The 21,108-nt window shown below is 73.6% G+C and carries 20 protein-coding genes; 9 read left to right on the top strand and 11 right to left on the bottom strand.

Going from position 1 to position 21,108, the window contains the following annotated elements; genetic code table 11:
• Window positions 1-32: 32 nt before the first annotated feature.
• The 3 genes from CXR44_RS26470 to CXR44_RS26460 are packed head-to-tail and all read right to left on the bottom strand — an operon-like array spanning window position 33 to window position 2,556.
• Window positions 33-806, bottom strand: a complete 774-nt coding sequence (locus tag CXR44_RS26470) for an SDR family oxidoreductase (RefSeq protein WP_101788825.1) — start codon at window positions 804-806, stop codon at window positions 33-35.
• A gap of 11 nt (window positions 807-817) precedes the next feature.
• Window positions 818-1,957, bottom strand: a complete 1,140-nt coding sequence (locus tag CXR44_RS26465) for an acyl-CoA dehydrogenase family protein (protein ID WP_101788824.1) — start codon at window positions 1,955-1,957, stop codon at window positions 818-820.
• A complete protein-coding gene (locus tag CXR44_RS26460; RefSeq protein ID WP_425437453.1) occupies window positions 1,954-2,556 on the bottom strand; it encodes a flavin reductase family protein in 603 nt (200 codons plus the stop codon). The genes CXR44_RS26465 and CXR44_RS26460 overlap by 4 nt, the downstream gene beginning before the upstream one ends.
• A 165-nt stretch (window positions 2,557-2,721) precedes the next feature.
• Between CXR44_RS26460 and CXR44_RS26455 the strand changes: the two genes are divergently transcribed.
• The 5 genes from CXR44_RS26455 (at window position 2,722) to CXR44_RS26435 (ending at window position 7,508) form a co-directional block, all read left to right on the top strand.
• On the top strand, window positions 2,722-3,879 hold the full coding sequence (locus CXR44_RS26455) for a thiolase C-terminal domain-containing protein (protein WP_101788932.1): 1,158 nt from the start codon (window positions 2,722-2,724) through the stop codon (window positions 3,877-3,879).
• A 6-nt stretch (window positions 3,880-3,885) separates the two neighbouring features.
• The gene (locus tag CXR44_RS26450) at window positions 3,886-4,293 is read left to right on the top strand and encodes a Zn-ribbon domain-containing OB-fold protein (RefSeq protein ID WP_101788822.1); all 408 of its coding nucleotides are present in this window, start codon (window positions 3,886-3,888) and stop codon (window positions 4,291-4,293) included.
• 606 nt (window positions 4,294-4,899) lie between these two features.
• Complete coding sequence (locus CXR44_RS26445; RefSeq protein WP_180903708.1) at window positions 4,900-5,649, top strand: GntR family transcriptional regulator; 750 nt, start codon at window positions 4,900-4,902, stop codon at window positions 5,647-5,649.
• Between the two features lie 201 nt (window positions 5,650-5,850).
• Window positions 5,851-6,462: a GNAT family N-acetyltransferase gene (locus CXR44_RS26440; protein WP_101788820.1), complete on the top strand. Its 612-nt coding sequence runs from the start codon at window positions 5,851-5,853 to the stop codon at window positions 6,460-6,462.
• A gap of 365 nt (window positions 6,463-6,827) precedes the next feature.
• A complete protein-coding gene (locus CXR44_RS26435) occupies window positions 6,828-7,508 on the top strand; it encodes a copper homeostasis protein CutC (protein WP_101788819.1) in 681 nt (226 codons plus the stop codon).
• Between the two features lie 30 nt (window positions 7,509-7,538).
• Here CXR44_RS26435 and CXR44_RS26430 read toward each other — a convergent pair whose 3' ends face one another.
• From CXR44_RS26430 to CXR44_RS26410, 5 genes are read right to left on the bottom strand one after another with little or no spacing between them, the layout of a single operon-like run.
• Window positions 7,539-8,699, bottom strand: coding sequence for a DUF6986 family protein (locus CXR44_RS26430; protein WP_101788818.1), 1,161 nt, complete (start codon window positions 8,697-8,699; stop codon window positions 7,539-7,541).
• Window positions 8,700-8,708: 9 nt separating this feature from the next.
• Window positions 8,709-10,016, bottom strand: a complete 1,308-nt coding sequence (locus CXR44_RS26425; protein WP_245899417.1) for an FAD-dependent oxidoreductase — start codon at window positions 10,014-10,016, stop codon at window positions 8,709-8,711.
• Between the two features lie 57 nt (window positions 10,017-10,073).
• Entirely contained in the window at window positions 10,074-11,678 is a 1,605-nt protein-coding gene (locus CXR44_RS26420; protein WP_342748601.1) for an AMP-binding protein, read from the bottom strand.
• Window positions 11,679-11,715: 37 nt separating this feature from the next.
• Window positions 11,716-12,804, bottom strand: coding sequence for a hypothetical protein (locus CXR44_RS26415; RefSeq protein WP_101788817.1), 1,089 nt, complete (start codon window positions 12,802-12,804; stop codon window positions 11,716-11,718).
• Window positions 12,801-13,868 (bottom strand): LLM class flavin-dependent oxidoreductase, encoded by a 1,068-nt coding sequence (locus CXR44_RS26410; protein WP_101788816.1) that lies wholly within the window; start codon window positions 13,866-13,868, stop codon window positions 12,801-12,803. The genes CXR44_RS26415 and CXR44_RS26410 overlap by 4 nt, the downstream gene beginning before the upstream one ends.
• 94 nt (window positions 13,869-13,962) lie before the next feature.
• On the opposite strand from CXR44_RS26410, the gene CXR44_RS26405 reads away from it, so the two are divergent.
• On the top strand, window positions 13,963-14,436 hold the full coding sequence (locus tag CXR44_RS26405; protein ID WP_101788815.1) for a hypothetical protein: 474 nt from the start codon (window positions 13,963-13,965) through the stop codon (window positions 14,434-14,436).
• A gap of 7 nt (window positions 14,437-14,443) precedes the next feature.
• Here the strand turns inward: CXR44_RS26405 and CXR44_RS26400 are convergent, their stop codons facing one another.
• Window positions 14,444-15,532, bottom strand: coding sequence for an acyl-CoA dehydrogenase family protein (locus tag CXR44_RS26400; protein WP_101788814.1), 1,089 nt, complete (start codon window positions 15,530-15,532; stop codon window positions 14,444-14,446).
• Window positions 15,533-15,661: 129 nt separating this feature from the next.
• Here CXR44_RS26400 and CXR44_RS26395 point away from each other — a divergent pair, with 129 nt between their 5' ends.
• The 3 genes from CXR44_RS26395 (at window position 15,662) to CXR44_RS26385 (ending at window position 19,116) form a co-directional block, all read left to right on the top strand.
• The gene (locus tag CXR44_RS26395; RefSeq protein ID WP_101788813.1) at window positions 15,662-16,333 is read left to right on the top strand and encodes a hypothetical protein; all 672 of its coding nucleotides are present in this window, start codon (window positions 15,662-15,664) and stop codon (window positions 16,331-16,333) included.
• A 160-nt stretch (window positions 16,334-16,493) separates the two neighbouring features.
• Window positions 16,494-18,236, top strand: coding sequence for a proline--tRNA ligase (locus CXR44_RS26390; protein WP_101788812.1), 1,743 nt, complete (start codon window positions 16,494-16,496; stop codon window positions 18,234-18,236).
• A gap of 88 nt (window positions 18,237-18,324) precedes the next feature.
• The gene (locus CXR44_RS26385) at window positions 18,325-19,116 is read left to right on the top strand and encodes a class I SAM-dependent methyltransferase (RefSeq protein ID WP_101788811.1); all 792 of its coding nucleotides are present in this window, start codon (window positions 18,325-18,327) and stop codon (window positions 19,114-19,116) included.
• A gap of 391 nt (window positions 19,117-19,507) precedes the next feature.
• Here CXR44_RS26385 and CXR44_RS26380 read toward each other — a convergent pair whose 3' ends face one another.
• Together CXR44_RS26380 and CXR44_RS26375 are read right to left on the bottom strand one after the other, a co-directional pair.
• Window positions 19,508-19,966, bottom strand: coding sequence for a ferritin-like domain-containing protein (locus CXR44_RS26380; protein ID WP_245899416.1), 459 nt, complete (start codon window positions 19,964-19,966; stop codon window positions 19,508-19,510).
• On the bottom strand, window positions 19,963-20,922 hold the full coding sequence (locus tag CXR44_RS26375) for a hypothetical protein (RefSeq protein ID WP_144070084.1): 960 nt from the start codon (window positions 20,920-20,922) through the stop codon (window positions 19,963-19,965). Before CXR44_RS26375 ends, CXR44_RS26380 begins: the two co-directional genes overlap by 4 nt.
• Window positions 20,923-21,108 lie beyond the last annotated feature (186 nt).

The raw sequence follows: 21,108 nt of genomic DNA, 5'->3' as shown, positions 1-21,108 counted from the left end.
ACTATATCTTGTGAGACAAGATATAGGGTGTCTCAGGGGTGCTGGGCGGAGACGGAGACGACCTCCCCGGTCATGTACGACGAGTAGTCGCTGGCCAGGAACACGATCACGTTGGCCACCTCCCACGGCTCCGCCGACCGGCCGAACGCCTCGCGTGCCGCCAGCTCCGCCAGCAGCTCCTCGCTGGTCACCCTGGCCAGGAACGGATGCACGGCGAGTGACGGCGCCACCGCGTTCACCCGGATGCCGTGCTCGGCGACCTCCATCGCGACGCACCTGGTCAGCGCCATGACCCCGGCCTTGGCCGCGGCGTAGTGCGCCTGCCCCCGCTGCGCCCGCCAGCCCACCACCGAGGCGTTGTTGACGATGACGCCCGACCCCTGGCCGATCATCAGGCGCACGGCGGCCCGGGTGCAGCGCATGGTGCCGTTCAGCGTCACGTCGAGGACGGCGTGCCACTGCTCGTCCGCCATGCCCGCCAGCTCGGCCGTGCCGCCCAGCCCCGCGTTGTTGACCACCACGTCCAGCCTGCCGTGCGCCGCCACCACCGCGTCGAACAGCGCCACCACCTGTGCCTCCGACGTCACGTCGCACGGCACCGCGAGCGGCTCGACCCCGGTCAGCTCCGCCAGCGTCCCGGCGGCCTCGGCCAGGCGGCGCTCGTGCCGGTCGGACAGCACGACCACGGCCCCCTCCTCGGCGCAGCGCCTGGCGGTCGCGAAGCCGATGCCGGCGCCGGCGGCGGCCGTCACGAGCGTCACCCTGCCGTCGAGCAGGCCGTGCCCGCGCGGACAGTCCGGTGCCATGGCGGTCCCCCTCACTGCCGGGGCAGCCCCAGCGTGCGCTCGGCGATGATGTTGCGCTGGATCTCGCTCGACCCGGCGTAGATCGTGTCCGCCCGGCTGAAGAGATAGAGGCGCTGCAGGTCGTCCAGCTCGCCGTCACGCGCGACCAGACCCGCCCTGCCCTGGACGGCCTGCGCCAGCTCGCCGAGCCGGCGATGCCACTCCGACCAGTAGAGCTTGCCGATCGAGGCCTCGGGCCCGGGGGCGGGCCGCAGCGCGCGCAGCGCGTTCAGCCGCATGATCTCCAGCTCCAGCCATGCCCGCACCAGCCGGTCGCGCAGCACCGGGTCGTCCGCCGCGCCGGTGCGCCGGGCCGTCTCGATCACCTTGTCCAACTCGCGCCGGAAGCCGATCTGCTGGCCGAGCGTGGACGCGCCCCGCTCGTGGCCGAGGGTGGCCATCGCCACCCGCCAGCCGTCGCCCGGCTCGCCCACGATGTTGCCGGCGTCGGTGGTGGCCCCGTCGAAGAACACCTCGTTGAACTCCGACGTGCCGGTCAGCTGCACGATGGGCCGCACCTCGACCCCGGGCTGGCGCATCGGCACCAGCAGGTAGGACAGGCCCCGGTGCCGCCGCGAGCCCGGCTCGGTCCGGCACAGCACGAAGCACCAGTCGGCCAGGTGGGCCAGGGACGTCCACACCTTCTGCCCGGTGACCACCCACCGGCCGCCCTCCAGGTGCGCCCGGGTGCGCACCGCCGCCAGGTCGGAGCCGGCGTCCGGCTCGGAGTAGCCCTGGCACCACAGCTCCTCGCCACGCCGGATCGGCGGCAGGAACCGCGCCCGCTGGTCGTCGGTGCCGAACTCGAGGATCGTCGGCCCGACCAGCCCCTCGCCGATGTGGCCCACCCGGGCGGGGGCGTCGGCCCGGGCGTACTCCTCGTGGAAGGCCACCTGGTCCTCCAGGGAGGCGGCCCGGCCGCCGTACCGCTCGGGCCAGGCCAGGCAGGTCCAGCCCGCCTTGCCGAGGTGGCGTTCCCAGGCCAGCCGGATCGCGTGCCCCTCGTGCTCGCGGCCAGGGCCGCCCAGGCCGCGCGCGCCGGCGAACTCGCCCGTCAGGTTCTCCGCCAGCCACGCCCGCGCCTGTTCGCGCAGGCTCGCGCGCGAGCTCAACGAAAGCCCCCGTAGCCGCCCCGGAAGAACACCAGCGGGCCTCCGTCGGCGTGCGTGTCGAGCTGGAGCACCCGGGCGACGACGATCACGTGGTCGCCCGCCGGGTGCTCGGCCTCGACCGAGCAGTCCATCCAGGCCAGCGCCCCGTCCAGCACCGGGTTGCCGCCGGGTGAGCCGGTCCAGCCGAGCCCGGCGAACTTGTCGCCGCCCCGCGTCGCCAGCTGCGCGCAGACCGGCTGCTGGTGCTCGGCCAGGACGTTCACGGTCAGCGCCTTGGCGCCGCGCACCCGCGGCCAACTGGTGCTGGTGTGCGCCACGCAGAACGCCACCAGCGGCGGGTCCAGGGAGACGGAGGTGAAGGAGTTCGCCGCGAGGCCGCACGGCTCGCCGGTCACCGGGTCGAGCGCGGTGATCGCCACCACGCCGGTGGCGAACCTCCCGAGCACCTGCCTGAAGCGCCGGCTGTCGAGATGGCCGTTCGCGCTCTCGGGGGGTAGGCCGTTGGGCATGGCGGCTCCGTGGAGGGCTCTGCGCTGGTGGGGCGTCGGGCGGCCCGCACAGCCGTCCGGCGTGACCAGCCGGGCAGCGTGTGTGCTCATCTCGTGGCCTCCTCGGGTTCCGCCGTACTCGTTATCTTACCAAGCGCTTGCTTGGACGGTAGGGCTGTGAGCGGAGGACTGTCAAGCGAAACCGGGGCTTCGCGGGCGCGGGCACGTTGACATGCCGGGATTTTCGGGCCTAGCGTGGCGTTTGTGGTCAAGCGCTTGCTTGAATTCAGGGACCGTACGGCGATCGCCGGCGTGGGCTACACCCCGTTCGGCAAGGACTCCGGCGTGAGCACGCTGACGCTGGCCTGCCGCGCGATCATGGCCGCCCTGGACGACGCCGGGCTCACCCCGGACGACGTGGACGGCCTGGCCACCCACCGGGTCGGCGACTCGGCGGCCCCCTCCCTGGTCGGCCCCGCCCTGGGCATCCACGACCCGCACTGGCACCTGGACCAGTTCGGCGGCGGCAGCGTCTCGCACGCCGTCGTCGCCCAGGCGGCCCTGGCGGTCGCGGCCGGCGTGGCGGAGACGGTCGTGTGCTACCGGGCGATCAACGCGCGGTCGGAGTTCCGGATGGGCGGCACCGGCCGGGCCCTTCCAGTGAGTCCTGAGGTGCAGTACCAGGCCCCGTACGGGTACGTGGCGCCGCCTCAGCAGTTCGCGATGTACGCCCGCGCACACATGCTGAAATATGGGACAAGGGCCGAGCATTTCGGACAGATCGCGGTGACCCAGCGGGCCAACGCCGCCAAGAATCCCCGCGCCCTCATGCGCACCCCCATCACCCTGGACGACTACCTCGCCGGCCGGTGGATCGCCGAGCCGTTCCGCCTGCTCGACTGCTGCCTGGAGACCGACGGCGCGTGCGCGCTCGTCGTCACCTCCGCCGAGCGCGCCCGCGACCTGCGCCGCCCGCCCGTCCTCGTCTCGGCCGCCGCCTGGGGCGGCGGGCAGTCGCACCTGTCGGGCGGCCCGTCCGACCCGACGGTCACGGCCGCCGCCGCCCTGGCCCCCCGCCTGTACGGCCAGGCCGGTCTCGGCCCCGCGGACGTCGACGTGGCGCAGCTCTACGACTGCTTCACCTACTCGGTCATCGTGCAACTGGAGGACTACGGCTTCTGCCCCAAGGGCGAGGGCGGCCCGTACGTGGCCTCGGGCGCCACCGCCCTGGGCGGGCCGCTGCCGGTCAACACCCACGGGGGCTTCCTGTCCGAGGGCTACGTGCACGGCGTCAACCACATCGCCGAGGCCGTCTCGCAACTGCGCGGCGACGCGGGCGACCGGCAGGTGCCGGGCGCCGAGGTCGCCCTGTCGACGGCGCAGCCCGGCTACGTCCTCCCGGCCACCTCGGCACTGATCCTCAGAAGGGGTTGAGCCGCCATGTCCGACCCGCCCGCCGGGGCCTGGCGCCCCGATCGTGACTCGGCCCCGTGGTGGGAGCGGACCGGGCGCGAGGAGTTCGCCGTCCAGCGGTGCGACTCCTGCGGGACGGCCCGCCTGCCCGCCCGGGCGTTCTGCCCGGCGTGCCGCACGGAAGGCTGGCACTGGGAGGCGGCCGAGCCGGCGGGGACGGTGGAGAGCTGGATCGTCAACCGGCGGGCGTTCGCGCCGGGCTTCGCGGTGCCGTCCGTGGTGGTCATGGTCCGGCCGGACGCGGTGCCGGACTGCCTGCTGCCCGGAAGCTGGCACGCCGCCCGCGAGCCGGTGGGCGGCGAGCGGGTGAGGGGCGTCTTCGTGCCGGTGCGGGACGGGCCGACGCTGGTCGGCTGGGAGCCGGTCGTCCGGTGAACGCGATGCCGCCCGCGCGTACAGGCCGGGTACGGCGGTGGCATGGGATGCGCCGCCCGCGCCGGTCGACGGCGGGCGATGCGCTGCACGGGAAGGCGCCCGGGGCGCCGTCCGGACGGAGGTGCCGGCCCGGGGGCAGGCCCCGGACGGGGTGGGTCAAGAGGAACACGCGTCCTGGCGGGCGTGGGGGACCCGCCAGGACGCGCTTCCTGCCCCATGTGCGGCGGCGTCAGGACTCCGGCGAGGGATGGAGTCCTGAGCCGCTTGGTCGCGCATGGAGTCGGTGGGGGAGTGCGGAGACTCCGGTCGCCGTTGGTGCCCGGCCGGCAGGAACGGCACGGACACGATATCGCCGGTGCTCTGGCTGGTGTGACCGAAACCCTGGCGTTGCAACGCGTAACGCAGTAAACGTGTTGCACCGCGTGGGTCTTGCCAGGACGGGTATGGCCTACCCGCGTGGACCGGCAACACCGGCTCTCACCCCCTCCGGCCTTTCGATGGATTTGTACCAACGAATGGATGATGCTGCGGCCGAGGCGCTTTGGTCAAGGGGTTGTGGCCTGCTAGAACCAGATCGTCTAAATTGTTGGAACAAAAGGGGTGAAAGTGGCAAGGTCGGTGCTGTACCAGCAGGTGGCTTCGGAACTGCGGAAGGCCATCTACTCCGGCGAGCTCGGCCCCGGAGCGCAGCTGCCGACCGAGGCTCAGCTCATGGAGGACCATGGCGTGAGCCGCAACACCGTCCGGCTGGCCCTGGGCGAGCTGGTCAACGAAGGGCTGGTGACGCGCACCCCGCGCCGCGGCACCGTGGTCAGGGACCGGCGGCCGCTGCTCATCTACCCGCAGCGCGAGCTGGAGCCGCAGCCGACGGGAGAGGTGCGCGAGGCGTTCGCCTTCGCCGTCGCCCAGGAGGGCCGGGAGCCGAGCCAGCTCATCGAGGTGCTGACCGTCACGCCCGTCGAGGAGATCGCGAGCAGGCTGGAGCTGTCCGAGGGAGAGCTCGCCGTGGTGCGGCGGCGGCTGCGCTTCGTGGACGGCCAGCCGTACAACACCAACGACTCCTACTTTCCGCGCGACCTGGTGGCCAACTCGGAAATCGCCAGGCCAGGGGACATCGCGCGGGGCGCGAACCGAGTTCTGGAGGAGCTCGGGCACGAACAAGTTCGCGTAGTTGATGACATTTGGGCGCGAATGCCCAACCAAGAGGAAGCTGAGCGGCTTCAATTGGAACTCGGCACGCCTGTTGTCGTGTATGTCCGAGTTGGTTACGACAGGGCTGATATGCCGGTGCGTGTCGCGGTGTCGGTGCTCCCCGCGGACAAGCACTTGATCAGATACGAGCTCGACCGCCGCTGATCGAGCTCGGTTGGGGGTGATCCCGCCGGCGGCCCGCCGCGAGTAATCCGGACCTCGCAGGGCTGGGGGAGTCGTGCATACTCCCCCAAATACCGATTTATGCGTATATATCGCCTTTAGTCCCCCGTCCGAGTCGACGCGCCGCCGTGAGATCACGCTGGGTGATCAATCGGACACCTTCCGCACCGAAAGGGCGACATCATGCACCTCGACACCCTCCTCCACCCGCTCGCACTCCGCCGCGCCGAGCCCGCCGACCTCCCCGGCGTCCTCGCCCTGCTCGCCGACACCGCCGAATGGCTGCACCACCGGGGGGTCCGCCAGTGGCCCCGGGGCGGCTTCGGCCCCGAGCGCATCCAGCCGCTCATCGAGGAGCGCGTGCTCTACCTGCTCGACGACGAGCTCGCCCATCTCGACCCCGACGTGGACGCCGCCACCTGGCGGCCCGTCGCCACCATCGCCGTCGACGGCCACGCGGACGCCGAGTTCTGGACCGCCGGCGACGCCCCCGGCGCCGCCCTGTACGTCCACAAGCTCGCCGTCGCCCGGCCCTGGGCCGGTCACGGCCTGGGCGACGCCCTGCTCGACTGGGCGGGCGGCACCGCCTACGCCGTCGGCCGCCCGTGGCTCCGCCTCGACTGCGCCAAGGACAACCCGGGCCTGCAGGCCTACTACCGCCGCCGCGGTTTCCGGCACCTGCGCACCGTCGACCTGCCGCACCGCGCCTCCGGAGCCCTCTTCCAGCGCCCCGCCGACGACAGCCTCGTCACCGTCTTCCGCGACCTCACCGTCCCCGAGCTCATCGGCGCCTGACGGCACGCCCCAGCCGCCCCTCAGGGCTCGGACGGTTCTCCGGGCTCCCGCCCGGCACCCCCGCCGGGGGTCTGCATGCCCATGCTGCGACGCGCGGCCCGGACCCGCGCCCGACGCGGCACATCGCGCCGGCAGAAGCGGCAGGTGGAGAACTTCTCCATCCGTGACAGGTACGGGTGGCCGTCGGAGCCCAGGTCGGAGATGGATCAGGACGTCGTGGCCGGATCGAAGATCGAGCCGAGGGTCAGGTCGCCGGCCACCGGCTCGGTCCGCCACTTCACCGAGTCGGCGGGGGCCCCGAGCCTGCTCGGACTTTCGGGGCCTATCGCATCGGAATCGGGCAGAGCACCCTATAACCTCTCTTCATGACCGCATCCCTCCTTGAGGTGATCGCGCTGAACGTGCGCGACGCCGTGGCCGCCGAACAGGGCGGCGCCGACCGCCTTGAGGTGGTCGCCGACATGGCGGCCGACGGCCTGACCCCCACCCCCGAAACGGTCGCGGCGATCGCCGCCGAGTGCCCGCTGCCCCAGATGGTGATGCTCCGCCACGACGCCTCGTTCACCGCCGACGCGGCCACCCTCGACCGGCTGGCCGCCGACGCCAAGGCGCTCGCGCAGGCCGGGGCGGCGGGGTTCGTCTTCGGCTTCCTCGACGGCGCCGGCGCGGTCGACCTGGCCGCCACCGAGGCGCTCATCCACGCCGTCTCACCGCTGCCGTGGACGTTCCACCGCGCCGTCGACCACGCGGCCGACGTGCACGCGGCCTGGCGCGCCGTGCGCCTGTTGCCGAACCTGGCCACCGTCCTCACCGCCGGCGCGCCCACCGGCGTCGGCGACGGCCTGCCCGTGATCAAGACCCGGGCGGAGGCCGGTGACGCGTCGATCGTGCTGGCGGGGGGCGGGCTCCGGCCGGAGCACGTGCCGGCGCTGCTCGACTACGGGGTCCGGGCGTTCCATGTCGGCTCCGCCGTACGGACGAACTGGTCGGACCCGGTCGACTGGGGCCTCGTCCGCCGCTGGCGCACCCTCGTCGACCGCGACTGACCTTCGAGGACCCACCGCCGGGGGCGGGGCTCAGCCCAGGGCGGCGTCGGCGCGCCGCAGCGCGGCCGCCAGGGTCCGGACCGTGGCCGGCTCGTCCATGACGCCGCCCCCCGCCGCCCGCCGCTCCTCCCAGGCCCGCACGCGGTCGAGGTAGCCGTCGTAGGTGGCCAGGTGGAAGGCGTAGACCGTGGCGAAGCGGCTCACCAGGTGGGAGGGGTGCATGTCCCACCCCTGGTGGAAGCCGTGCCGCAGCGAACGGCCGACCAGCGCCGAGTGCCGCCGCCACAGCGCGCGCACGTCGGCGGCCGAGCCCGAGGCGGGTGCGGCGGCCAGCGACCCGTCGGACAGCTCCACCCCGGTCCCCGCGAACGCCACCTGCATCACGTGCCGGGCGTGGTCGCAGGCCGGATGGTCGAGCCGCTGCTCGTGCGGCGGCAGCCCGATCGCCGCCGTGTAGTCGAACACCCCGAAGTGCGCGGCGGCCAGCCGCCCGCCGAGTGACTCCGCCAGGTCGCCGCGCAGGAATCCCAGCGTCTGGGGCGCCTCCACCTGCATCTCGAACCGCAGCCCCGCCACCCCGAGCCGAGCCTCCAGCCGCTCCAGGACCGTCGCGAACTGCCGCAGGTAGTCGGCCATCAAGACCTTGGGGAACGTCACCACGAACCCGGGCGGCAGCTCGCCGGCCCGCGCCACCACCTCCGTGACGAACCCGTCGAGCGTCCGCACCGACCGGCCCGCGTCGCCGTCGGCGAACGACTTGACCCGCGGCCCCCACCGCCGCGGCAGCGTCCCCGCGGCCCGCATCGCGGCCACCGCCTCGGCGGCCGCCTCCACGTGCCCGTCCTCCTCCGCGGCGGGCCGCACGCCGTAGCCGTCCTCGAAGTCGATCCGCAGGTCCTCGACGGGCTCGCGGGCGAGCTTGCGCAGCACCCGGTCCCGCACGGCCGGGGCCAGCCCCTCCGCGACGCCGAACACCTCCGCCACCTCGCCGTCGCCGGCCAGGTGCGCCTCGGCCAGGGCCAGCGCCTCGCCGCCCCACTCGGCGACGGTCGCGGCGGAGAACCGGTCGGCCGGCACGTACACGGTGTGCACCGGCTGCCAGGACGGCGCCCCGCCGGGCCAGCGCGCGAGCTGCGCCTGGTAGGTCTCCTGGAACCCGGCGGGCGGGACGTCCCCCACGGTCACACGCATGGGGCCACCCTAGGGGCCGGGCCGGCAGGCGCGCAGCATCGCCTCCAGGCCGGTCAGCTTGACCCGTTCGCCCCGGCCCAGCGACTTGGCCAGCTCCGCCTCGGCGGCCTCGATCGCCAGCCACTCCTCGTACGTCACCGGGCGCACCCCGCGCCGGGCCAGCAGCTCGTCGAGGCCGGCGCGCCGGGCCGGCTCGCGGCCGGCCAGGTCGGACAGCAGCGTGCGGACGGTCTCGGCCGCGTCGGACTTGTTGGTGCCGATCACTCCGGTGGGGCCGCGCTTGAGCCAACCGGCGACGTACTCGCGCTCACGCACCCGGCCCGCCTCGTTCGGCACCGTCATCGTCTCCTGGGAGAACGGCACGCCCGGCAGGGGAACGCTCTGGTAGCCGACCGACCGCAGCACCATCCCGACCGGCAGCGTCTCGAACTCGCCGGTGCCCTCGACCCGCCCCTCGGGGGTCAGCCGGGTGCGTTCGAGACGCAGCCCCTCCACCCGCTCGGTCCCGAGGATCTCCACGGGGCGCAGCCAGAAGCGCACGTCCAGGCGGCGGGGACGGCCGGCGGCGGCGCGCTGCGCCCACGACCGCAGCACGTCGAGGTTGCCGCGCACCTGCCGCGGATAGTCGCCGCCGAGCACGACCGCCTCCTCGGGCCGCACCCGGACGTCGGCGTTGGCCAGCTCGCCCAGCTCCCGCAGCTCCTTCAGGGTGAACTTGGCGTGCTGCGGTCCCCGGCGGCCGACCATGTGGACGACCTCGACCCGGCTGCGGCCGAGCCGTTCGAGCACGTCGTGCGGCACGTCGGTGGCGGCCAGCTCCTCGGCCGTCTTGGCCAGGATCCGCACCACGTCCACGGCCACGTTGCCGACGCCGATGACCGCCACCTCCGGGCTGTCGAGCGCGAACCGCGACGGCTCGACGTCGGGATGGCCGCAGTACCAGTTGACGAAGTCGGTCGCCGCCACGCTGCCCGGCAGGTCCTCGCCGGGGATGCCGAGCCTGCGGTCCACCATCGCGCCCGTGGCGTAGACGACGGCGTCGTAGGCGCCCAGCAGCTCGGCGGCCGACACGTGCTCGCCGAGCGTGACGCCGCCGAGGAAGCGCACCTGGGGCAGCTCCAGGACCCGGCGCAGGTAGTTGGCGATGGACTTGATGGACGTGTGGTCGGGCGCGACACCGTATCTGACCAGCCCGTACGGGGTGGGCAGGCGTTCGAGCACGTCCACCTCGACCGGCTCGGGCGACTGCTTGACCAGCGCCTCGGCCGTGTAGATCCCGGCAGGACCCGACCCGATCACCGCCACGCGCAGACCCACGTCGCCTCCCGGCCTCGCGATTGCCGCCTCGCCGTGATTCTTCCCTGTCGCGCGAGCCTATGTCTCCCCCGTGGCGGCGGCGCGCAGGGCGACTTTGTCGATCTTGCCGTTGGCGTTCACGGGCAACGTGTCCACCACGACGACCCGCTTCGGCACCTTGAATCCGGACATGTTGTCCTTCGCCCAGGCCAGCAGCCGCGGAACGTCCACGCTCTGTCCCGCCTTCGGCACCACGTACGCCCACCCGGCCTCGCCGGAGACCGCGTCGGGCACGCCGAGCACGGCGACCTGCGCCAGCGAGCCCTCGCGCAGCAGCAGCGCCTCCACCTCGGCGGGGGAGACGTTGAAGCCGTTGACGATGTACAGGTCCTTCTTGCGGTCCACGACGGCGAGGTTGCCCGACCCGTCCAGGACGCCGACGTCGCCCGTGTGCAGCCAGCCGTCCTCGTCGACGACCTCGGCCGTCCTGCCGGGTTCGCCCCAGTAGCCGCGCATCACGCCGTAGCCGCGCTGGAGGATCTCGCCGCGTTCCCCCGGCGGCACGTCCTTGCCGTCGTCGTCCACGACCCGCACCTCGATGCCGGGCACCGGCCTGCCGGCCGTGGCCGCCACCACCTCGACGGGGTCGCCGGCCCTGGTCATGGAGACGACCGTGCCCTCCATCAGGCCGTAGGCGTTGATCACCCGTTCCAGGCCCACCCGTTCGACCAGCCTGGTGATCAGCGACGGCGGCACGGCGGCGGCGCCGCAGATGGCCACGCGCAGCGACGTGACGTCCGGCGCGCCGCGGTCCAGCTCCTCCAGCAGCCGGTGGAACAGCGTGGGCGGCCCCGCCAGCACGCTCGCGCCCGAGCCGACCAGGGTCATGAGCGACTCGGGGGAGAAGACGCGGACGGGCAGCATCGTGGCCCGCCGCAGCACGCAGGCGACGAGCCCGGCGTTCAGCCCGAACCCGTGGCTGAACGGCGCGATCACCGGATACCGGTCATTCTCGCCGAGGGTGACGATCTCGGCCCAGTCCCAGTAGCCGCGCAGCACCTGGGCGTGGTCCAGCATGACGCCCTTGGGCGTGCCGGTGGTGCCCGAGGTGGACATGATCTCGCACAGGTCGTCCGGCCGTACGGCGAGCGCCCGTTCCTCCACCGCCCGCGCCGGCGTCCCGGCCGCCGGCGACCCCGGGACGGGCGGACACGGGACGGGCAGGCGCGAGACGGGCAGGCGCGGGACCCCGGCGGCCACCCCGTCGGGGACGACCACGTGGCGCAGGCCCGGCAGCGGCGGCAGCAGGTCGGCCAGGACGACGCCCGGCGGACCCTCCCCGGTGAGCAGCACGTCCGCGCCGGTCCGGTCCAGCGTGCCGGCCGCCTCCAGCCCCTTGCACCGGGACGACAGCGGCACCACGACCCCGCCGGCGAGCCAGACGCCGAAGGCGTGGACCACCCACGACGGGTCGTTCACGCCCCAGATCGCCACCCGGTCGCCCGGGGCGACGCCGAGCGCGAGCAGCCCCGCCGCCTCCCGCGTCGCGGCGGCCAGCAGGTCCCGCAGGGTCGTGCGGGCGCCGCCGTCGTCGATCACGACCGCGTCGGGATGCCGTGCGGCCTGGTCGCGCAGCATGCGGGGGAGCGTCCCCCAGTCCGGCACCGGTTCCACGGGTCTCACGCCTCCTCCGTCGTGGGCCAGCGGCGGGGTCCTGCCGTCAGGTGACGAGGGCCCGGTCCCGGCCGAGGTGGTGGCCGCGCAGGTCGTTCAGCACCCCGGGGGCGGGCGTCTCGACGGCCTCGGGCGCGATCTCCAGGCCGATCGTGATCGGGGTCAGCCCCCGCAGCGCCTCCTGGATGCGGGAGCGCCACATGGGGTTCGAGACGAGGCTGTCGCGGTTGAAGGCGACCGTGAGCACGGCCGAGTCGAGCGTCCCCTGCCTGGAGACCGTCAGCTCCCAGCGGGACACGCCGTCGATCCTGGCGAGCGTCCTGCCGAGCCGGGGCAGCGACAGCCACACGCCGCGCACCAGCACGTGCTCGCCGACCGTGTGGACGGGAGCCGGCACCGCCTCCTCGCCCGCGCCGGGCCGCGCCACCTGCCCGGTGCGCAGCACGGCGTCGCCGAGCGTCGCGTGCCCGTACGGCGTGATCACCAGCTCGGCGGGACCGCCCGCCGCGGCCGGCCCGTCCTTGTCCAGGGCCGCCAGGCCCAGCAGCCCGTCCGCCAGCGGCGTGAGCGGCTCGTCCTGGGCGGCGCGCCAGGCCAGGGCCGCGCCGGTGAACGGGTTGGCGTACACCTCGCGCACGTCCGCCTCGAACTCGACGGCCAGGTGGGCCAGGGTCCGCGGCGAGGCGATCTCGCCGGTCAGCACGATGTGACGCAGCCCCAGGTCCAGCGGATCCAGCAGGAACTCCAGGTGCAGCCGGGCCAGGAAGTCCATCGCCCCGGTCGGCGTCGCGACCAGCGTCGTGGCCTTCAGCGTGGTCAGCGCGTGGTGCAGGCGCAGCCGGCCGCGCGGCTCCACCCACGCGGCGGCCGCGGCGACGCCGGCGGCGGCGGAGGCCCACAGGGACCCCGCCGGCTCGGCCAGCGCGACGACGACCCGGTCGCGCTCGCCCACCCCGGCCGCCCGCAGCGCCGCCGCGGTCAGCTCCTCCGCGGCGGCCCGGTCGGCCGGGGCGAGCGGGAAGACGCCGGAGGCGTCGGCGGAGACCGCCAGCAGCCCCGTGGCCGAGCCCGCGGCGGTGTCCAGGTCGTCGCGGGTGAGCCAGCGCGTGCCCCACCTCCGGGCGGGGCCGCTCACGCCGCGACCTCGGCCATGAACAGCTCCATCGACGCGCACACCCGCTCGTGCGCCAGCCCGCCCACCTGGCACTGCAGGATCAGGTCGGTGACCCCCGCGTCCGCGATGCGGGCCAGGGCCTTGCGCGAGCCCGCCACGTCGTCCACCACGACCATCAGGTGCTCGCGCAGCGTCGCCATCGCCTCCTCCGGCGGCATGCCGGCGGCGAGCTGGCCCAGCACCCGGTGGGTGGCGTGGCGGGCGTCGTAGTAGTCGGGCGGGGTGACCAGGTTGACCTGACGGCGGATGTACCACAGGACGGCGTCGGCGGCCGTCTCGGTGGCGGCCTCCCTGGTGGGCGCGACGAACCACGGGATCATCAGCGCCACCCGCCGGCTCGCCGGGTCGAACCCCGCCTCGGCCAGCGCCTCGCGATAGCGCGCGATGTCGGCGGCCACGTCGTCGATGCCCTTGAGCATCGTCATGCCGAGCAGGTTGTAGCCGTGCGCGGCCGCCGCGAGGTAGCCCTCCAGCGAGGTGGACGCCACCCAGACGGGAGGGTGCGGCCGCTGTGCCGGACGCGGGTAGACGGCCACGTCGGGGATCTCGAAGAACTCGTTCGAGCGGCTGACGGGCTCGCCGTCGGCCCGCCAGATGGCCAGCGTCGCCTCCAGCGAGTCCTCCCAGATCTGCCGTGACTTCTCGAACGGCCGCTGGAACGCCTGGTACTCCAGCGGAGAGGCGCCCCGCCCGGTGCCGAACTCCACCCGCCCGCCGCTGATCACGTCCAGGGTGGCGACCCGCTCGGCCGTGCGGATCGGCGACTGGAACGGCAGCAGCACCACGCCGAGTCCCAGGTGGATGCGCTCGGTCCGCTGCGAGGCGGCGGCGAGCACGAGGTCGGGGGCCGAGGAGTGGGAGAAGCCCCGGGTGAAGTGGTGCTCCACGAACCACGCGGTGTCGAAACCCAGCCGGTCACCCAGCACGACCTGGTCGAGCACGTTCTGGAACGCCTGCTGCTCCACCTCGCGGGAGCGCCCGCGCACCTCCAGTTCGTATCCCAGGCTGATCCGTAGGGACGTCATCGCGCCTCCGGCGAAAGTAGTGACCAAGCGCTCGCTTGGTAGAGCGTAACAGCCGTCACCACTTGCGTGAAGGGGGCCGTCGAGATCAAAGTGGATGCTCGTGAGGCGAAAGCAGGTGCTACGGCCGTCCCGGGACGGCGCCGTCCCGGAAGCTCCCGACGACGATCTCTCGGCCGCCGCCGCCCGCCGCTACGAGGCCCTGGGCCGGGTGATGGCCGTGCTGTCCGGCGAGGTGGACTTCATCGAATCGTGCCGCGACCTCACCTGGTGGCGCGGTTACGACAGCTGGCACCTCGAATGGCGCGACGGCCCCTTCGCCTCCGAGGTGGCGGCCCTGCTGCGGGAGCACCTGGAGGAGCCCGGCCTCGTCACGGCGGCCGCGCCGGGCAACGACTCCTGCGCCGTGCTGGAGGTGATGGGCGTACGCGTGGAACTGCGCGCCATCGACCCCATGGGCCGGGCCCGCGTGCGGCAGCGGCCCGGCTCCTTCTGGCGGCTGGCCGAGGCGCTCGACACCACCCGCCGCACCAACACCCGCCACCCGTGGGAGACCCTGCTCGGCGGTTGAGCCCGGCTCACAGGACCCGCGCCTCCAGCCGTGCGCGGTGCGCGCGCGGCGGCCCGAAGAGCTGGGCGTCGGAGGTGGCCCGCTTGAAGTAGCGGTGCGCGGGGTGCTCCCACGTCACGCCGATCCCGCCGTGGATCTGGATGTTCTCGCCGGCCGCCGCCAGGTACGCCTCGGAGCAGTAGGACCCCGCCACGGCGGCGTACGTCCCCAACGCGTCACCCGGCCCGCCGCCTGCGCTGCCGCCTGCGCTGCGCCCTGCGCTGCCGTCTGCGTTGTCGCCTGTGCCGCGCCCTGCGCTGCCGCCTGCGCTGTCGCCTGTGCCGCGCCCTGCGCTGTCGTACGCCCTGTCGCCTGCCTCGGCCGCCGCGAGCGCCGCCGACCGGGCCGACTCCACGAGCAGCAGCAGGTCGGCCAGCTTGTGCTTGATCGCCTGGAACGCCCCGATCGGCCGGCCGAACTGGTGGCGTCCACGGGCGTGCGCGGTGGCCATCTCCAGGCAGCGCGCCGCACCGCCCACCTGCTCCGCCGCCAGTGCCGCGATCCCGAGGTCGCGCACCCGCTCCCACGCCCGCCCGCTTCCCGCCCGCCGCACCGGGACCCGGTCGAAGCGCAGGCCGGTCAGCGGCCGGCTCTCGTCCATCGTCCGGTGCCGCACCCGCCGCGTGGGCACGGCCTCCACCAGCAGTCCGCCGGCGTAGGCGAGCACCAGCTCGCCCTCCAGCGCGTACGGCGCCGAACCCGTGAGCAGCCCGTCCTCCAGGCGCAGCTCCCCGTCGCCCGGCAGCAGCACGGTGGCCGTCACCTCGCCGGAGCCGAGGGCGGGCAGCAGCCGCGCCATGGCCGCCTCGTCGCCGCCGGCGCGGACGGCCGCCACGGCCAGGACGGCGGTCTGCAGGAACGGATGCGGCGACAGCGCCCTGCCGAGCTCCTCGGCGACCGCCGCCACCTCCCGCGCCCCGCACCCTGCGCCGCCGTACTCCTCGGGCACGGCCAGCCCGGCCAGTCCCAGCTCCCCGGCGAAGGCCGCCCACGGCGCGCCGGGACGGGCGGACAGGAAGGAGCGGACCACGCCGCGCAACTCGTCGGTGACCGTCACCCCATAAGCCTACCAAGCGATTGCTTGTTGCATGCCTCATGGCCGAGACTTGTCCTTTTTGTACCGTTACATAGCGTCCAACTGGTCATTCCCCTCCGTAGGGAAGGGGAGGAATGACCAGGGATGGAAATGGACAAAACAGCGATCGACTACGCGGACTTCGCCGAGTACGACCGGCGCCAGCGGTCCATCGAACGCCATGTCCTCGCGGCGTTCGGGGGAGGCCTGGTCGTCGGGCTCGGCGGCATGCTCCTGTCCGGGGCGGGCCCCGCCTGGCTCGACCGGGTCTACGACCCGTACGCCTACGTCGCGCTCACCATCGCCGTGGGCGTCACCGCCTCGGGGTTCGGGTGGGCGCTGCTCGGCACGTTCCTGGCCGCCGTCACCACGCTGGTCGCCGCCATGGGCGCGAGCGCCCTGCGCGGCCGGTTCACCTTCGACGTCATCGACGGCGGCGCGGCCGGGCTCAACTGGATGCTCTTCATGCTCGTCGGCCTCGGCCTGCTCGCGTACGTGACCCGCAGGAACGACCACTGGGGCGACATCACGGCCGGCGTCGTGGGCGGCGTGCTGCTGGCCGACGTCGTCGACCGGGCCACTCCCGGCTTCATCGAGACCGAGGAGGCGTTCTGGCCCGGCCCCGCCCTCGCGGTCGGCATCCTGTCCGTCGGCGCGGTGATCGCCCTGCGCAGGTCCACCGGAGCCCGGCTGTGCGCGCTGGCGGTGACGGCCTTGCTCGCCCTGCTGTTCGCGGTCGTCCTGACGGGCGTGCTGGGACTGTCGTTCCCTCTGGACGACTGACGCGGCCCCTCCACCGGAAGCCCGCTTTCTCCGCCCTTCGTCCACAGGAAGCCCGCGCCTCCCGCCCCTCGTCCACAGCAGGCCGTTAACCGAGAGCGCCCCGCCCTCCCGACTCGATAGCCTGTAACCCTCCACACCAAGGCCCGAGCAAGGAGTAGCCGTGTTGCTGCGCATGTCGTCGTTGTTTCTTCGCACCCTGCGGGACGACCCGGCAGACGCGGAAGTGCCGAGCCACAAGCTCCTCGTCCGCGCCGGCTACGTCCGACGGGTCGCGCCCGGCATCTACTCGTGGCTGCCCCTCGGCAAGCTGGTCCTCGACAACGTCGCGCGGATCGTCCGCGAGGAGATGAACCGGATGGGCGGCCAGGAGGTCCTCTTCCCCGCCCTGCTGCCCCGCGAATACTACGAGGCGACGGGCCGCTGGACCGAATACGGCGACACCCTGTTCCGCCTTCAGGACCGCAAGGGCGCCGACTACCTCCTCGGGCCCACCCACGAGGAGCTCTTCACCGACATGGTCAAGGGCGAATACAGCTCCTACAAGGACTATCCCGTCACCCTTTACCAGATCCAGACCAAATACCGCGACGAGGCCAGGCCCCGGGCAGGCATCCTGCGCGGGCGCGAGTTCCTCATGAAGGACTCCTACTCCTTCGACCTCGACGACGACGGGCTCAAGCGCTCCTACGAGCAGCACCGCGAGACCTACATCCGGACCTTCGACCGGCTCGGCATCTCCTACAAGATCGTGTTCGCCACCTCGGGCGCGATGGGCGGCTCGGCCTCCGAGGAGTTCCTCGCGCCGACCCCCACGGGCGAGGACACGTTCGTCGCCTGCCACGCGTGCGGCTACGCCGCCAACGCCGAGGCCGTCACCACGACGCCGCCGCCCGCGCGCGACGTGGCGGCCCAGGAGGCGCTGCGCGTCCTCGACACCCCCGACACCCCGACGATCGACACGCTGGTGTCCTACGTCAACGAGCACCACGGCCTGTCCGTCACCGCCGCCGACACGCTGAAGAACGTCGTCGTCAAGGTCACGACCCCCGGCTCCGACAAGGTCGAGACGCTCGTCATCGGCGTGCCCGGCGACCGCGAGGTCGACTTCAAGCGCCTGGAGGCGTCCCTGGCCCCCGGCGAGCCCGCCATCTTCGAGGCCGACGACTTCGCCAGGCACCCCGGCCTGGTGCGCGGCTACATCGGCCCGCAGGTGCTGCGCGAGCTCGGCATCCGCTACCTCGTCGACCCCCGCGTCGTCACCGGCAGCTCCTGGGTCACCGGCGCCAACGAGCCCGGCAAGCACGCCGCCCACGTCGTGGCCGGCCGTGACTTCGTCCCCGACGGCACCATCGAGGCCGCCGAGGTGCGCGCCGGCGACGCCTGCCCCCGCTGCGCCGCACCGCTGTCGATCGACCGCGGCATCGAGATCGGCCACATCTTCCAGCTCGGCCGCAAGTACGCCGACGCCGCCGGCCTCGACGCCCTCGGCCCCGACGGCAAGCCCGTCCGCATCACCATGGGCTCCTACGGCATCGGCGTCTCCCGTGCCGTCGCCGTCATCGCCGAGCAGCTCCACGACCAGCTCGGCCTGGTGTGGCCGCGCGAGGTCGCGCCCGCCGACGTGCACATCGTCGGCACCGGCAAGGAGAACCAGGTGGAGGCCGCCCTGAAGCTCGGCGCCGAGCTGGAATCCCGCGGGCTGCGCGTCCTCGTCGACGACCGGGCCGGCGTCTCGCCCGGGGTCAAGTTCAAGGACGCCGAGCTGCTGGGCCTGCCGACCATCGTCGTGGTGGGCCGGGGCCTGTCCCAGGGCGTGGTCGAGCTGCGCGACCGGGTCACGGGCGAGAAGTCGGAGATCCCGCTCGCCGAGGCCGCCGACCGCGTCGTGGCCGCGACCGCCTGAGCCGCGCCCCCGAGCGGGCGCGCCGGCACGCGCCATCCTCCGGACAGGCTGGTTGACGCCGGGTCACCCGCCTGCGAAGGTCGGTGCGATGAAGGAGCACACGCAGCTCAGGGAATTCTGGGAGAGCCGCCTGCAGTCCGACTGGACCGAGAGCGGCGTCGGCTACAAGCACCTCGGCCGCGCGTTCAACATCTGGATGTACCGCGTGCGCGCCGAGGGCTTCCGCCGTGAGGTCGCCACCCTGGGCCTCGACCTGCGCGACGCCCGCGTGCTCGACGTCGGCTCCGGCACCGGCTTCTACGTGCGCCGGTGGCAGGAGCTCGGCGCCAAGTCGATCACCGGGTGCGACCTCACCGACGCGGCCGTGCACCGCCTGCGCGGCCGCTTCCCCAGCGCCGACTTCCTCCGGCTCGACATCGCCGAGCCCGGCGGCGCCCTCGACCCCGCCTCGTTCGACGCGGTCTCCGCGATGGACATGCTCTTCCACATCACCGACGACTCCCGCTACCGCGCGGCGCTGCGCGCCATCGGTGAGGCGGTCAGGCCGGGCGGCGTCTTCGTGCTGTCGGAGAACTTCCTGCATTGGCCCGAGCAGCGCGGCGACCACCAGGTCAACCACACCCTTCCGTGGATCACCGCCGCCCTCGACGAGGCCGGCTTCGACGTCGTGCGCCGCGTCCCCATGCTCGTCCTCATGAACGCCCAGGTCGACGCCCACCCGCTCTGGCGGAAGCTCTGGGGCGGCCTCCTGCGTGCCGTCACCCTCACGGAGATCACCGGCTGGCTGGCCGGAGCCCTGCTCTACCCCATCGAACGCCGCCTGGTCCGCATCCTCCGCGAAAGCCCCACCACCGAGCTCATGATCTGCCGCCGCCGCTGACCCTCGACCCTGTACCCGTTCAGTGCACTGAGCAGGCGCTGGACCCTTGAAGGCGCACGCCCGCTCAGTGCGCCCCGGAGCTCCCGCCACGCACGCCCCAGCGCGTCACGAGCGCTCTCGAAGCGTCCTCAGCGCGTTCGACGCTCCCGAAGCGCCTCAGCGCGTCCCGAACGATCGCAGAGCGCCCTCGGCCCGTCCCGAAGGGCCGCAGAGCGCCCCCAGCGTGTCCAGAACGGCCCCTGAGCGCCCTCAGCGTTTCCCGAACGGCCCGTGAGCGCCCCCAGCGCGCCACGAACGCTCCCGAAGCGTTCTCTGCGCGTCGGTCCAGCGTCCGGCGCCCGCGGTGGCGCACGGCCGGTCACTGTCGGGGTGGGTGGCCGGCGTGCGGACGTCAGTCGCCTGTCGTGGTGGGGGACGGCGACGGGGGCGCGGGAGGGGGCATGCCGGGGAAGGCCGCGTCCAACGACGGCTGGAAGGAGTAGGAGCGCGTCACCGACTCCTGCAGCGCCAGCGCCGCGTACTTGCGCAGCGCCGCGTCGTCGCAGGCCACCAGCTCGAGGTAGGCGGCGGCGATGCCCTTCTCCACGTGCACCGCGACGCGGACGGCTTCGGCGGCGGTGGTGGGGACGACCGGGACGGCGTAGGAGGGCGCGGCCTCGGCGGGCCTGCCGCCGCGTGCGGTGATGAACGAGCGCAACTGGTCGCGGCGGGCCCGGTGGGCGTCGAACGCCTGGGTCATCCGGGCGCGCAGCGCTCCCGTGGTGCGGGCGCCGATCAGGCCGTACGCGAAGACGGCCGCGTGCTCACCGGCCAGCGCCTTGGCCAGCCGCTCGACGTCGCCCGCGCTCACAGCGACCTCGGCAGGGCCACGGCATGGGCCGCCTCGCAGGCGCCGATGCTGGCGACCAGCTGGGCGAAGGAGGGTGGGATGCCGGCCAGTTGCCGCGTGCGCAGAGCGGCCGACCGGCGCTCCAGGTCGCGCAGCCGCGACAGTGTCACCACCGGGGTGGCGGTGGCCTGCGGCGCGGTCGGGGCCGGCGAGGAGGAGCCGGGCGAGCTCTGCGCGGCTCCGGCAAGCCGCGTGTCCTGTCGAGTGTCCACGGCCTGTCGCGTGTCCACGGCCTGTCGCGCGGGCTCGCCCAGGTACGCGATCTCGCCCTGCTGCCCGATCTCGCCTGCCTGTGCGAGATCGCCCGCCTGTGTGATCTCACCCGCCTGGGCGACGTCACCGGCGCGTGCGGAGCCGTCCGGGACGGTGAACGCCGATGCCTGCGTGACGTCGTGCGCGTGCGCGAGACCGGACGATCGGGTGGAACCCGCCGGGTGCGCGAGATCGCCGGCCCGGGAAGCCGCGGCCGGCCGCGGTGTGCCGTCGGTCTGTTGCGCGGCGCCTGATTGCTGGACGGCGTCGCCTGGTTGCTGGGTCGTGTCCGGCCGTTGTGAGCCGCCTTGTCGCCCGGAGCCGTCCTGCTGTGGTGGGTTCGAGGCGGGAGGGGACGCCGACGGCGAGGGGGTGACGCCGGGGAAGCGCCTGCGCAGCTCGTCCAGGTGCGCCTGGTGGCGGTCGCGGAACGGGGTGAGCTTGGTCCCGCCCTTGGCGATCAGCGCCGAGTAGAGGCCGATCGTGCGCTCCTTGTCGGCCATGAGCCGCCGGGCGAGGACGCGCTCCGGAGGCTCCGGCGGCGTGACCGGCGGCTCGGGCTCGTCCACGGAGCCGCTGCACCCCGTGAGGGCCGCCATGGCCCCCGGGACCGCCACGGCGGCGCTGCCCGCCAGCACGGCTCGCCGGGAGAGGGATGGGCGCACGGAAAGGACCTCCAGGACTGTCGGCCGGCATCACCCCGGACCGCGCCCCGGGGCGACCCCCGAACCGCGCCCGGGGCCGCAGCCCTCGGGACTGCGGACCGGGTCGTACGAGCGACCCTAGGGCTGCGACCCCAGGATCTGCGACCGTGGCGCGACCACCGAGGACGACCTCCCGGGAGTCGCGAC

The organism is Nonomuraea indica (genome assembly GCF_002850745.1).
Lineage (GTDB): Bacteria > Actinomycetota > Actinomycetes > Streptosporangiales > Streptosporangiaceae > Nonomuraea > Nonomuraea indica.
This window is presented reverse-complemented; position numbering and strand designations above follow the sequence as displayed.